The 13,550-nt window shown below is 68.0% G+C and carries 11 protein-coding genes; 9 read left to right on the top strand and 2 right to left on the bottom strand.

The genetic code is table 11. From position 1 onward, the window contains the following. Window positions 1-50 precede the first annotated feature (50 nt). Window positions 51-683, bottom strand: coding sequence for a TetR/AcrR family transcriptional regulator (locus E1H18_RS16020; RefSeq protein WP_172270162.1), 633 nt, complete (start codon window positions 681-683; stop codon window positions 51-53). A gap of 170 nt (window positions 684-853) precedes the next feature. Between E1H18_RS16020 and E1H18_RS16015 the strand changes: the two genes are divergently transcribed. The 4 genes from E1H18_RS16015 (at window position 854) to E1H18_RS16000 (ending at window position 6,993) form a co-directional block, all read left to right on the top strand. After that, complete coding sequence (locus E1H18_RS16015) at window positions 854-1,015, top strand: hypothetical protein (protein WP_172270160.1); 162 nt, start codon at window positions 854-856, stop codon at window positions 1,013-1,015. A gap of 52 nt (window positions 1,016-1,067) precedes the next feature. Then, window positions 1,068-2,246 carry an efflux RND transporter periplasmic adaptor subunit gene (locus E1H18_RS16010; protein WP_172270158.1) on the top strand — a complete coding sequence of 393 codons (1,179 nt, stop codon included), beginning with the start codon at window positions 1,068-1,070 and terminating at the stop codon, window positions 2,244-2,246. 155 nt (window positions 2,247-2,401) lie between these two features. Further along, window positions 2,402-5,587 (top strand): efflux RND transporter permease subunit, encoded by a 3,186-nt coding sequence (locus tag E1H18_RS16005; protein ID WP_172270156.1) that lies wholly within the window; start codon window positions 2,402-2,404, stop codon window positions 5,585-5,587. Then, complete coding sequence (locus tag E1H18_RS16000) at window positions 5,587-6,993, top strand: efflux transporter outer membrane subunit (RefSeq protein ID WP_172270154.1); 1,407 nt, start codon at window positions 5,587-5,589, stop codon at window positions 6,991-6,993. The genes E1H18_RS16005 and E1H18_RS16000 overlap by 1 nt, the downstream gene beginning before the upstream one ends. Here the strand turns inward: E1H18_RS16000 and E1H18_RS15995 are convergent. Continuing rightward, on the bottom strand, window positions 6,990-7,817 hold the full coding sequence (locus E1H18_RS15995) for a LytTR family transcriptional regulator DNA-binding domain-containing protein (protein WP_172270152.1): 828 nt from the start codon (window positions 7,815-7,817) through the stop codon (window positions 6,990-6,992). The genes E1H18_RS16000 and E1H18_RS15995 overlap by 4 nt on opposite strands. Window positions 7,818-7,879: 62 nt before the next feature. On the opposite strand from E1H18_RS15995, the gene E1H18_RS15990 reads away from it, so the two are divergent. The 5 genes from E1H18_RS15990 (at window position 7,880) to E1H18_RS15970 (ending at window position 13,540) form a co-directional block, all read left to right on the top strand. After that, on the top strand, window positions 7,880-8,404 hold the full coding sequence (locus tag E1H18_RS15990; protein WP_172270150.1) for a DUF2306 domain-containing protein: 525 nt from the start codon (window positions 7,880-7,882) through the stop codon (window positions 8,402-8,404). Window positions 8,405-8,445: 41 nt separating this feature from the next. Then, entirely contained in the window at window positions 8,446-8,859 is a 414-nt protein-coding gene (locus E1H18_RS15985) for a DUF2141 domain-containing protein (RefSeq protein ID WP_172270148.1), read from the top strand. A 14-nt stretch (window positions 8,860-8,873) separates the two neighbouring features. Continuing rightward, window positions 8,874-10,325, top strand: coding sequence for a carotenoid oxygenase family protein (locus tag E1H18_RS15980; RefSeq protein ID WP_172270146.1), 1,452 nt, complete (start codon window positions 8,874-8,876; stop codon window positions 10,323-10,325). Window positions 10,326-10,403: 78 nt separating this feature from the next. Further along, window positions 10,404-11,120, top strand: coding sequence for a TetR/AcrR family transcriptional regulator (locus E1H18_RS15975; protein ID WP_172270144.1), 717 nt, complete (start codon window positions 10,404-10,406; stop codon window positions 11,118-11,120). A gap of 161 nt (window positions 11,121-11,281) precedes the next feature. Further along, the gene (locus E1H18_RS15970; RefSeq protein WP_172270142.1) at window positions 11,282-13,540 is read left to right on the top strand and encodes a TonB-dependent receptor; all 2,259 of its coding nucleotides are present in this window, start codon (window positions 11,282-11,284) and stop codon (window positions 13,538-13,540) included. The last annotated feature ends 10 nt before the right edge of the window (window positions 13,541-13,550 follow it).

The following is a 13,550-nucleotide window of genomic DNA, read 5'->3' as shown; positions in this document are numbered from 1 at the left end:
ATCCCCCACATCGCTCATCCCCCGCTTTCGCGGGAATGAGCGGATTTTCTTTAGTCCAGGTGACACCGGATCAGCGCCCGGGCCGAACGAGCCACCGCGCGGACGGGGCCGTCGGCGCCCAGGGTGACACGGGCGGTGGCGGCGCCCTCCATCAAGAGCATCAGGGCGTCGGCGAGGTCATCGTCCTTGGCTCCGGCGCGATGGGACAGGTCGATCAGCCGCCGGTGCAGCTCTTTCTTGTAGTTGACCGACACTACCTGGGCCGGGTGGTTCTCCTCGTGCAGCTCGATGGCGGCGTTCGACAGCGGGCAGCCGTGGATGTCCTGCTTGCAGGCCTTGGTCTCGAAGGCGTCGAAGATCACCTCCAGCTGGGCGCGCGGCTCGGTGCAGCAGTAGGACGTGACCTCTTCCCACCAGGCCCAGTACTCGCGCTCCTGCTCGCGCAGCACCGCGGCGACCAGCTCGTCCTTGGACGGGAAGTTGCGGTACAGCGTCATCTTGGTGGCGTCGGCCTCGGCGGCGATCGTTTCGACGCCGACGGCCCGGATGCCGTGCTGGTAGAAGAGCTCGCGGGCGGTCTCGAAGATCCGGTCCCGCGCGGGTCGTTTGGACGCGGGCGCGCACACCGCCGCCGCTGCTTCCGTGTCGCCCCCGACATCGTCCCCAGAATTTCTTGTCGCCATTTCGGCAGGCCTCTCCTTGACGTGCGAGTTACCGGTCAGTATCTCTCCGCCACGTGGCGATGATACCGAACGGTCCCGTCACATCCTAAATCGTCCTTCGGGTCGCTCAGGTCAAGTAACAGGCCCTGCGACATTTCATTCTCTTAGACCCTAAAAACGGAGCGCACGCCATGCCGCCTCAAGCGACCGACTTCGCCCCCGCCGCCGACGCCGCGCCGTGCAAGGGTTTGCTGGCCTTCATGATCTGCAAGGCCACGGCGCTTCCGCGCTGGATCGAGACCATGGAAGAGGCCGAGGCCGCCCAGGCCCGCCCGTTCTTCCTGCACGAATAGCCAGAACAACAAGAACCCCCGCATCAACTCTTTGTCCGACAGGCATCTCCCCATGCGCCTTCAACCCCCCGCTCGCCTTCGACCCATTGTCACTTCGTTCGCCGGCCTCGCCGCCGTCGCCGTGCTGGCTGCCTGCTCGGCTCAAGCCAAGCAGGAAGCCGCCGCCCCGCCGCCGGCCCAGGTCACCGTGACCGACGTGGCCTTCAAGTCCCTGCGCCAGTGGGACGACTTCACCGGTCGTCTCGAGCCGATCGACACCGTCGAGATCCGCCCGCGCGTCTCCGGTTTCATTGACGGCGCGCAATTCTCGGAAGGCGCCCGCATCCGCAAGGGTCAGGTCCTCTTCCAGATCGACCCGCGCCCCTACAAGGCCGAGGCCGACCGCGCCGCCGCCGAGGTGGCCCGCGCCAAGGCCCAGCTGGACCTGGCGATCGTGAACCGCCAGCGCGGCGAGCGCCTGTTGGAACAGAACGCCCTGGCCCGCAGTGAATTCGACCGCGTCGCCTCCGAAGAGCGCGCCGCCCAGGCCAATGTCGCCTCGGCCCAGGCCGCCCTGCAGACCGCCCGCCTGAACCTGGAATGGACCAAGGTCACCTCGCCGATCGACGGCCGGGTCTCCAAGGCGATCATCACCCGTGGCAACCTGGTCACCCAGGCCAGCCTGCTCACGACCGTGGTGTCCGACACCCCGATCTACGCGGCCTTCAACGCCGACGAGCAGACCTTCCTGAAGTACGCCGCCAACGAACGCGGCAAGCAGAGCCCCGTCTATATGGGCCTGATGACCGAGGACGGTTATCCGCATGTCGGCAAGCTGGCCTTCATCGACAACGCCATGGACGCCAAGAGCGGCACGATCAACGGCCGGGCGATCTTCGCCAATGCCGACGGCCGCTTCACGCCGGGCCTGTTCGCCCGCATCCGCATGGTCAGCGCCGAGGCTCAGACGGTGGCTCTGGCCCCCGATCGCGCCGTCGCCACCGATCTGGGCAAGCGCTACGTCGTCGTGGTCAGCAAGGACAACAAGGCCGAGTATCGCCCGGTCGAGATCGGTCCGCTGGCCGGCAACCTGCGCATCATCCGCCAGGGCCTGAAGCCCGGCGACCGGGTGATCGTCGGCGGCCTGCAGAAGGTCAAGCCGGGCGACACCGTCGCGCCGGTCAAGGTCAAGACCGACGTCGCCGACCTGGCCCAGCTGGCGGCGCTCGAGACGAACACCCGCCAGAACTAAGCGTAGCGCCCGGCTCGAGTGTCTGAGCCGGGCGTCTTTTTCCAGGGTTTCGAACGGTTCCTTTGGCTCGCCGATTGGCGGGGAGGGACCGCTTGCGCCCCCACCACGCCTTTTTGGCGCGTACTCGTTTCCGCTCCTCCCCCGGAAAGACTGCCATGTCCTTCTCGAAGTTCTTCGTGAACCGGCCGCGCTTCGCGGCCGTGCTCTCCATCGTCATCTTCCTCGCCGGCCTGGTGGCGCTGCCCCAGCTGCCGATCAGCGAATATCCGGAAGTCGTGCCGCCGACCGTGGTCGTGCGCGCCGCCTATCCGGGCGCCAACCCGTCCGTCATCGGCCAGACCGTCGCCGCTCCGCTGGAGCAGGCGATCAACGGCGTCGAGGGCATGATCTACCAGTCGTCCCAGTCGGCCGCCGACGGGGCCATGGTGCTGACCGTGACCTTCGCGCTCGGCACCGACCTGGATAAGGCCCAGGTGCAGGTCCAGAACCGCGTCGCCCAGGCCCTGCCCAAACTGCCCCAGGAGGTGCAACGGATCGGGGTGACGACCGACAAGGCCTCGCCCGACCTGACCCTGGTCGTGCACATGACCTCGCCGAACAATCGCTACGACATGCTGTACCTCAGCAACTACGCGCAGCTGAACGTGCGCGACCGGCTGAAGCGCATCGACGGCGTTGGCGACGTGCAGATCTTCGGCGCGGGCTCGTACTCGATGCGCGTCTGGCTGGATCCCGAGAAGCTGGCCGCTCTGTCGATGACCGCTGGCGACGTCGTCCGCGCCTTGCGCGAACAGAACGTCCAGGTCGCCGCCGGCCAACTGGGCGCCCCGCCCAACGCCGGGTCGGGCGCCGATTTCCAGCTGTCGATCAACGCCCCCGGTCGCCTGACCGACGAGGAGCAATTCCGCCAGGTCATCGTCCGCTCGGGCGGCGACGGCCAGATCACCCGCCTGGGCGACGTGGCCCGCGTCGAGCTGGGCGCCAACAACTACGCCCTGCGCTCGTTGCTGGACAACAAGCCGGCCGTGGCCATGCCGATCTTCCAGCGCCCGGGCTCCAATGCCCTGGAGATGGCGGCCAACATCAAGAAGACGATGGCCGAGCTGAAGAAGGAATTCCCGGAAGGCGTCGACTACGAGATCGTCTACGACACCACGGCCTTCGTGCAGGAAAGCATCGACTCGGTGGTCCACACCCTGATCGAGGCCATCATCCTGGTCGTGCTGGTGGTGGTGCTGTTCCTGCAAGGCTGGCGCGCCTCGATCATTCCGCTGATCGCCGTGCCCGTCTCGCTGATCGGCACCTTCGCGATCATGCTGATGCTGGGTTTCGGCCTCAACGCCCTGACCCTGTTTGGCCTGGTGCTGGCCATCGGCATCGTCGTCGATGACGCCATCGTCGTGGTCGAGAATGTCGAGCGGAATATCGCGCTCGGCCTCGAACCCGCCGACGCCACCCGCAAGGCGATGGGCGAGGTGACCGGACCGATCATCTCGACCGCGCTGGTGCTGTGCGCGGTGTTCATTCCCACCGCCTTCATCAGCGGCCTGTCGGGCCAGTTCTACCGTCAGTTCGCCCTGACTATCGCCATCTCGACGGTGATCTCGGCCATCAACTCCCTGACCCTGTCGCCGGCCCTGGCCGCGGTGCTCCTGAAGTCGCACGACGCGCCCAAGGACCGCTTCCAGAAGCTGATCGACGCCTCGCTGAGCTGGCTGTTCAACCCGTTCAACCGCTTCTTCGCCAAGGCCTCGAACGGCTACGTCAACGGCGTGGCCAAGACCCTGGGCCGCTCCACCGCGGGCCTGGTAGTCTACGGCGTGCTGCTGGTGCTGACCATCTTCGCCTTCTCGCGCACCCCGACCGGCTTCGTGCCGCAGCAGGACAAGGCCTATGTGGTCGCCGTCGTGCAGCTGCCCGACGCCGCCTCGCTGGATCGTACGGAAGCGGTGGTCCGCCAGATGGGCGAGATCGCCAAGACCATTCCGGGCGTCAAGCACTCGGTGGCCTTCCCCGGCCTGTCGGTGAATGGCCTGATCAACAGCCCCAACTCGGCCGCGGTGTTCTACGCCCTGGACGATTTCAAGGACCGTGAGAGCAAGGAAACCCAGGCCGGCGCCATCGTCGGCGCCCTGAACCAGAAGTTCGGCGCCATCGCCGACGCCCAGATCGCCGTCTTCCCGCCTCCGGCCGTCCAGGGCCTGGGCACCATCGGCGGCTTCCGCATGCAGATCGTCGACAAGGCGGGCCTGGGTTCGGATGAGCTCTACAAGGCGACCCAGAACCTGATGGACAAGGCGCGGCAGGACCCCGCCCTGGCCGGCGTGTTCTCCAGCTACCAGGTGAGTGTGCCTAAGATCCAGGCCGACATCGATCGCGAGAAGGCCCGGGCCCAGGGCGTGTCCCTGACCGACCTGTTCGAGACGATGCAGGTCTATCTGGGCTCGCTGTACGTCAACGACTTCAACCGCTTCGGGCGGACCTACGAGGTCAACGTGCAGGCCGACCAGAGCTTCCGCCTGCAGCCCGAGCAGATGCTGCGCCTGCAGACCCGCAACGGCGACGGCCAGATGATCCCGCTGGGCGCCTTCGTCAGCTTCAACGAAGCCACCGGTCCCGACCGCGAGAGCCACTACAACGGCATGCTCACGGCCGAGATCAACGGCGGCCCTGGCGCCGGCTTCTCGACCGGCCAGGCCCAGAAGGCCCTGGAAGACCTGGCCAAGAAGGAGCTGCCCAACGGCATGGGCTACGAGTGGACCGAACTGACCTACCAGCAGATCCTGGCGGGCAACACGGCGGTCTTCGTCTTCCCGCTCTGCGTGCTGCTGGCCTTCCTGGTGCTGGTCGCCCAGTACGAAAGCTGGAGCCTGCCGCTGGTCGTGATCCTGATCGTTCCGATGACCCTGCTGTCGGCCCTGGCCGGCGTCTGGATCAGCAAGGGCGACAACAACATCTTCACCCAGATCGGCCTGATCGTGCTGGTGGGGCTGGCGTGCAAGAACGCCATCCTGATCGTCGAGTTCGCCAAGGAACGCGAGGAACACGGCGACAGCCCGCTGCAAGCGGTGCTGGAGGCCTGCCGCCTGCGCCTGCGGCCGATCCTGATGACCTCGATCGCCTTCATCATGGGGGTCTATCCCCTGGTGGTGTCGCACGGCGCGGGCGCTGAAATGCGCCGGGCCATGGGCGTGGCGGTGTTCTCCGGCATGCTGGGCGTGACGATCTTCGGCCTGATCCTGACCCCCGTCTTCTACTACGTCATCCGCCGCTTCACGGCCCGCAAAGCCGCGACCAAGACGGTGACGACCACGGCGGCTCCGGCCGCGGAGGCTCACTGATGTCTGTCATCAACACCCTGCGCGCCGCGCTGATCGCCGGCGTCTCCCTGACGGCCGCCGCCTGCGCGGTGGGGCCGAACTACACGGCGCCGGTGACCCCGCCGGCGGCCTTCCAGAACGCCGACCCGGCCGTCTTCACCGCCGCCAATCCCGAAGCCCAGTGGTGGAAGGCGTTTGGCGATCCGGTGCTGGACCAGCTGGTCGGCCAGGCCCTGGGCGGGAACCTGGATCTGCGCATCGCGGTCGCCCGCGTCGGCGAGGCCCGGGCCCTGTTCACCGAGCAGAGACTGGACCAGCTGCCGCACGTCACCGCCAACGGGACCTACGCCAAGCGTGACCAGCAGCAGCCCGGCTTCACGACCGAGCGGGCCGAGATCGAGAGCTACCAGGCCGGCTTCGACGCCCGCTGGGAGATCGACCTGTTCGGCCGCGTCCGGCGCGGTGTCCAGGCGGCCGGCGCGGAGGCGGGCGCTGTCCAGGCCGACCTGCGCGACGCCCAGGTCACGGTCGCCGCCGAGGTGGCGCGCAACTACCTCGAACTGCGCGGCGCCCAGGCCCGGCTGAAGGTCGCCCAGCGCAACCTGGAGACCCAGCGCGAGACCGTGCGCCTGACCAAGGTGCGGTTCGACGCCGGGGCCGGCAGCCCGATCGACGTGGCGAGCGCTCAAGCCCGCCTCAACGCCACCGAGTCGGTGATCCCAGCCCTGATCACGGCCGAGAAGCGCGCCAACCATCGCCTGGCGGTGCTGACCGGCCAGCGGCCCGGCGCGCTGGATACGCTGCTGGTGGCGCGCGCCAACGACGTTCAGCCGCTCATCACCGCCCTGCCGATCGGCGAGGCCGGCGATCTGCTGCGCCGTCGCCCGGACGTGCAGGCGGCCGAGCGTCGTCTGGCGGCGTCGACGGCGCGGGTCGGGGTGGCCACGGCAGACCTCTTCCCGCGGGTGTCGGTGACCGGCTTCGTCGGCTTCCTGTCGGGCACGGCCACGGGCTTCGGCAATAGCGCCAGCCAGGCCTGGTCGGTGGCTCCGACGATCAGCTGGCCAGCCCTCGACCTGGGCAGCGCCCACGCCCGCCTGCGAGCGGCGCGGGCTCGCGACGACGCGGCCCTGGCCAGCTACGACCAGACCGTGTTGCGCGCTCTGGAGGACCTGGAGAATGCCCTGGTCGCCTACAGCCAGCAGCAGGCCCAGCTGCGCAGCCTGACCGACCAGGCGGCCGCCTCGCGCCGCGCGGCCGAGCTGGCCCGCGTGCAGTACAAGGAGGGCGGCATCGACTTCCTGGTGCTGCTCGACGCCGAACGCACCCTGCTGGCCGCCGAGGACGCCCTGACCGTGGCCGAGACCGGCGTCAACACCAACGTGGTGGCGATCTACAAGGCGCTCGGCGGTGGCTGGTCGGCCTAGAACCAGCCCGCCTCGCGCAACGCCTTGGCGTAGGCGCGACTGACGGGCGCTTCGATGTCGCCCTTCAGCTGCAGGGTGGCCCGGCCGTCGCCGCGCCGGGCGTCCTGCACCGCGGCTTTCGCGACCCACCACGAGCGGTGGGTCTGAGCGCCTTCGATGCCGTCGAGTTCGGCGACGGCGTCGGACAGTCGCATCAGGATCAAGTCCTGGCCGCGCGAGGTGTGCAGGCGCAGATAATGGTCCTGCGCCTCGACGGCATAGAGCTCGCCGCCGCGCAGCTTGGGTGGCAGGCGCTCGATGAAGCGCGGGGCCGGCGCGCCGGCGGGGGCGGCATGGGTCTGCTCCGGGCGACGCTGGACCAGAAAGTTCAGCGCCGTCATGGCGGTGGTGACGATCAGCACCGGGGCCAGGTACAGCGGCAGGGCTTGCGGCCGCAATCCGCGCTGGAAGACCAGTTCGCTGACCAGCCAGACCACCGCCGTGAAGGGCAGGGTGACGCCAATCACAGTCATGGAGCCATAGAGCCAGGGCTTGGCGTCGGCCCGACCCTCGCGGCCGATCAGCCGGCTGACCAGGGTGCCGACGACTGCGCCGGCCACGCATAGGCCCACCCAATAGACCAGGCGGATCCCGAACGGCACGGCGTGGGTGCCGAAGGTTCCGAACAGCGCCAGGAACACGCCGGCCGCGGCCGACACGGCAAAGCCGCGCCGGGAGTCCCTGCCGGTCACCGCCGTTCGCGAAGCGTGAATGGCGCCGCCCAGCCGTTCACGAAGCGAGGCCGGCGACTGGCGCAACGACGATTGAGACACAGGACCAGCCACTCCACCAAGGCTCTCGACGGCGAGGCGATACGACGCCCCGCCACGACCGGGAGTGCAGGACAATGGCCGCGGACGGCAAGACAATTTCGCAAGTTCAGGTGCTGCGCACCGCCGCTGTCGGCGTTGGCGCCGCGGTTCTGATCGCAGCCCTGGCATCGCCCCAGGCCTTTGCTCTGGTCGAGCGCGTCCACGCCCCGGACTTCTCGAAGATCGCCGCCGCTCCTCCGGTCATCCAGATCCACCTGACCGCCGCGCTGACGGCCCTTTGCATCGGCGCGGTGCTGATGCTGCGGGTCAAGGGCACGACCCTGCACAAGCTGCTGGGCTGGACCTGGGTGATCGCCATGGGGACGACGGCGGTCAGCTCGCTGTTCATCCAGACGATCAATCCCGGCCACTTCAGCTTCATCCACCTGCTGTCGGGCTGGACGATCGTGGGCCTGCCCGGCGCCGTCTACGCCATCAAGCGCGGCAAGGTCGCCGCCCACCGCCGCGCCATGACCGGCATGTTCGTCGGCGGTCTGCTGATCGCCGGTCTCTTCACCTTCCTCCCCGGCCGCCTGCTCTGGACCGTGTTCCTGGGCTGAGCCGCCTCCACGCCGAAATCCATTCTCGAAGGACAAACACCATGAAGACCCTGATCGCCGCTCTCGCCCTTTGCGCCGTCATCGCGCCCGCCGCCCACGCCGCCGACCTGACCCTGACCTTCCCAGGCCTGAAGGCCAGGACCGGGACCGTGCTGATCGCCGTCTATGACAGCCCCGAGAGCTGGGCTTCGGGCAAGCCGACGCGGGCCGCGACAGCCTCGGCCGCCGCCGACCTGCCGACCGCCAAGCTGGAGGGCCTGCCGGATGGGACCTATGCGGTGCGCGCCGTCCACGACGTCGACGGCGACGGCAAGATGGGCCGCAACCCCTTTGGCATCCCCACCGAGCCCTACGGCTTCTCGAACGACGCGCCGCCTGTGATGGGCCCGCCCGCCTTCGAAGCCGCCGTCTTCCCGCTCAAGGGCAGTGTCGCCCAAGCCATTCACCTGAACTGAGCGGAGCCGCGATCATGAACCGCCGCGAGATCCTGAGCGCTGCGGCCCTGCTGGGCGGCGCTTCCCTGCTGACCCCCGAGGCCGTCTGGGCTGCGGCGGCGAATGACTGGACCCTGGGCGTGGCGGATGTCGAAAGCGACATCGCGCCCACCGCCCTGACCCGCTTGCATGGTCGCGCGCCGGCCCAGCTGAAGGGCACGCTGTTCCGCAATGGCCCTGCCAGGTTCCGCCGTCCGGGCGGTAGCGTCGGCCACTGGTTCGACGGCGACGGGCTGGTCCGCAAGTTCCAGATCGCCGACGGCCAGGCGCGAATGAGCGCCCGCTTCGTCGATACCGCAAAGCGCCGGCGCGATACGGCGGCGGGGGCCGCCATCACCCCGGGCTACGGCACCGTGGCGGGCCCCGGCGCCAAGCTGTCCGGTCCCGACGACGCCAACCCTGCCAACACCTCGGTGATGATGGCCGGCGGCGAGCTTTGGGCGCTGTGGGAGGGCGGCTCGCCCACGGTGCTGGACCCGGTCACCCTGGAAACGCGTGGTCTCAAGACCCTCCGGCCGGATCTGAAGGGCATGCCGTTCCTGGCCCATCCCCGCGTGCAGCCGGACGGTACGGTCTGGAATCTGGGCCTGGCGGGCCAGCATGCGCTGATCTGGAAGCTGGCCCCTGACGGCGCGCTTCAGAAGGCCGAGATGATCACCCTGCCGCGCAGCGCCTATATGCACGACTTCACCGCCACGGCCCGCCATCTGGTGATCGTGCTGCAGCCGTGGGTGCAGCAGCGGCTGACCATGCCGGTGGTCGACGCCATGGCCTGGAAGCCGGAGCTGGGGACCCAGGTGCTGGTCATCGACAAGGACGACCTGTCCAGCCGCCGGATCTTCGAACTGCCGCCGTTCTTCTTCTTTCACCTGGGTGACGGCTGGGAGGAGCGCGACGGGACCATCCGCTTCGACGCCTGCATCGACGAGGACCCGTCGGGCACGGCCGCCAACGGCGGGGCGATCCTGCGTGGCGAACAGCTGCGGGCGACCCCTCCGCGCCGGGCCCTAATCACCCTGCGCGCCGACGGCCGGGGCGAACTGGCCAAGGAGATGGTCAGCGCCGAGTTCCCACGCGGCGACGCCCGCTTCGCCGGACTGGCCCGTCGCTATTCCGTGCACGTCACCAACCAGCGCGCCGAACGTCCGCTGTTCCAGGGGCTGGCGGTGCGCGACTGGACGCGCGATCGCGACCAGGTGTTCGACTTCGGCTCGCGTCATCTGGTCGAAGAGGCGGTGTTTGTCCCGCGCCCCGGATCCTCGGAGGAGCTGGATGGCTGGCTGGTCGGCACGACCCTGAATCTCGACGCCAAGGCCACCGAGCTTCACGTGTTCGACGCGCGCCATGTGGACAGGGGGCCAATCACCGCCTGGCGCGCGCCTGCGGCCCTGCCGGTGACCTTCCACGGGGTCTTCGTGCCAGCTTGACGTAAGGGTCATTCTTGCCAGGCCCGCTGGGTTGCGCCTATCCGAGGACGGAGCGCAATCACGGCGGGCCCCTTTTCGATGACCGCAGCCAAGACCTTGCCGGACGCTGGACCTCGTTCCGGCGGACGCGGCCGACCGTCCAAGGCCAAGGGCCTGGACCTGAAGGAAACCATCCTCGACGCGGCCGAGGGCCTGTTCGCGCGCCATGGCTTCTACGGCGTGACGACCCGCCAGGTGGCGTCCGAGGCCGGCGTCGACACCGCCCTGATCCACTACTATTTCGGCGCCAAGCGTGAGCTGTTCGACGCGGTGTTCCTGCGCCGGGCCGAGATCCTGAACCAGGCCCGCGAGGCCTCGATGGACGCCTATGTGAAGGCCGTTCCCGCCGCGGAGATGACCGTCGAGGGGGTGATCGAGGCCTTCATCGAGCCGTTGCTGCGCATCTCCCAGGACGGCGGGCCAGGCTGGAAGAGCTACTTCGCCTTGGTCGCTCAGGTGAACAACACCCCGGCCTGGGGCGGCGAGACCATGGCTCGGTTCTTTGACCCCGTGGTCCATCGTCTGGTCGAGACCCTGAAGTCGGTCCGTCCTCAGGCCGAGTATCGCGACCTCTACTGGTGCTATCAGTTCCTGACCGGATCGATGATGCTGACCCTGTCGGAGACGGGGCGCATCGACTCGCTGTCGGAAGGCGAATGCCATTCCAGCGACCTGGAAGCCGTGCGGCGACGGCTGTTCTCTTATTGCGCGGCGGGCTTCGAAGCCGTGATCGCCAAGGCTTCCTCCGCCCCCTGACTTTCCTTTTCATCACTTGATGAAAAAAGACTGGCGTCCGGCGCCGGTTCGAGTGATGGTGTCTGCAATTCGCCATTCGATGAAATGGCGATCGCCGCGCGCGCGTCCGCAAAAAGACGGATCCGGTTCGGCAGGGCGGAAACCAGGGAGGGGAGCACCCCATGACGTCTATGTGGAAAACCGCATTGCTGGCCGGTGCGGCTTGGAGTGCGATCGCCGGCTTTGCCGTGGCGCAGGAGGCCCAAGTCCAGCAAGGCATGGCCGCGGAGGGCCTGTCGGTCGACGAAGTCGTCGTCACCGCCCGCCGTCGCGAGGAAAGCCTCAAGGACGTCCCGGTCGCCGTCACCGCCTTCTCGGCCGCCAAGCTGGAACAGCAGGGCGCGGCGGACATCACCGTCCTGTCGCAGACCGTCCCGAACATCACCGTCCAGACCGCCCGTGGTTCGAACTCGACCCTGATCAGCTACATCCGCGGCGTGGGCCAGCAGGATCCGCTGTGGGGCTATGAGCCGGGCGTCGGCCTCTATGTCGACGACGTCTATATCTACCGCCCGCAGGGCGCGGTGCTGGACGTGTTCGACATCGAGCGCATCGAAGTTCTGCGCGGCCCGCAGGGCACGCTGTACGGCCGCAACACCATCGGCGGCGCCATCAAGTACGTGACCAAACGTCTGGGCGACGACGCCAGCGCCAAAGTTAGAGCCACCTACGGCAGCTACAATCAGACCGACCTGCTGGTCTCGGCCCAGACCCCGATCGGCGGCTCGGGCCTGTCGATCGGCGGCGCCTACGCCCTCTACAAGCGCGACGGCTACGGCGAGAACCTGACCACGGGCGCGGAGCACTACAACAAGGACGTCCAGGCCATCCGCCTGAGCGCCGAATACAAGCCGACCGACACCCTGTTCTTCCGCCTGGCCTATGACCGGGTCGAGGACGACAGCAACCCGCGTCACGGCTATCGCGAAACCCTGCCGACCGCCGGCAACTACCCGCTGCTCAAGAGCGTCTACGACACCCGCGCGGGCCTGGGCGACAAGAACCACGTCAAGACCGAGGGTCTGTCGCTGACGGCCGAGTGGAACGCGACCGAGAACCTGACCTTCAAGTCGATCACCGCCGACCGCAAGGGCCACACCCAGACCCTGATCGACTTCGACGGCACCCCGCTGCCGACGCTGGACGTGCCGGCCACCTATGACGACCGCTCGTTCTCGCAGGAACTGCAGGCCGTCTATTCGGACGAGAACGTCCAGGGCGTGTTCGGCCTGTACTACATGAACAGCCAGGCCTCGGGCGAGTTCGACACCATCGCCGGCAACCTGGGCGTCTCGATCGCCGATGGCGGCAAGGTCAGCACCCAGAGCTTCGCAGCCTTCTTCGACTTCAGCGCTAACCTGACCGACCGCCTGAAGGTCTCGCTGGGCGCCCGCGCCACGCGCGACGCCAAGCGCTCGAACGTCTTCCGCCTGTTCTATCTGGGCGCGACGCCGTCGCCGTACCAGGGCGGCGCCCAGCGTCCGATCCTGCAGACGCGCACCAACTACAGCGCCGAGAAGACCTTCTCGCAGTTCACGCCTCGGGTCTCGGTCTCGTACGACCTGAGCGACGACCTGACGACCTACGCCTCGTTCTCGAAAGGCTTCAAGTCGGGCGGCTGGGACATGCGCGGCGACGCCTTGATCACCCCGCAGACCGTCAACGGCTACAAGCCCGAGGTGGTCAAGACCTACGAGGCCGGCCTGAAGGGCTACATGCTCGATCGCCGGGTCTCGTTCTCGTCGGCGGTGTTCCTGTCCAAGTACACCGACCAGCAGGTCACGACCCAGGTCGTGGTGCCGTCGGGCATCGCCAGCTCGGTCGACAACGCTGGCTCCTCGACGCTGTACGGCGCCGAGTTCGAGGCCAACGCCAAGCTGACCCAGAGCCTGTCGGGCAATGTCTCCGTCGGCTACATCCACGCCAAGTACGACAGCTTCAGCCGCTTCGTGCCGGCCGGCGCACCCAATCCGCTGAACCCGTCCACCACGCTGGCGACGGGCCAGGTGATCAACGTCGCCGATCTCTACGGCTTCCAGAACACCCCGGAATGGACGGGCAATGTCAGCCTGACCTGGCGCGGCGACGTGGCGGGCGGTAGCCTGGCGATCACCCCGATGGTCAGCTATCGCGACAGCTATCAGCAGTTCGAGCAGCCGCTGCCGGCCCTCGACCAGAAGGCCTTCACCCTGGTGGACATGACGGCGATCTGGACCGCTCCGGGCGGCCGCTACAAGCTGGCCCTGACCGGCAAGAACCTGACCAACGAGCGCTATCGCACGGGCGGCTACAACTTCGCCGGGGCGACCTACAACAACTCGGTGATCGGCTTCTACGGTCCGCCGCGCACCGTCGCCGGCTCGATCGAGGTGGCGTTCTAATTATTCTAGG

Source organism: Caulobacter sp. RHG1 (assembly GCF_013181195.1).
GTDB lineage: Bacteria > Pseudomonadota > Alphaproteobacteria > Caulobacterales > Caulobacteraceae > Caulobacter.
This window is presented reverse-complemented; position numbering and strand designations above follow the sequence as displayed.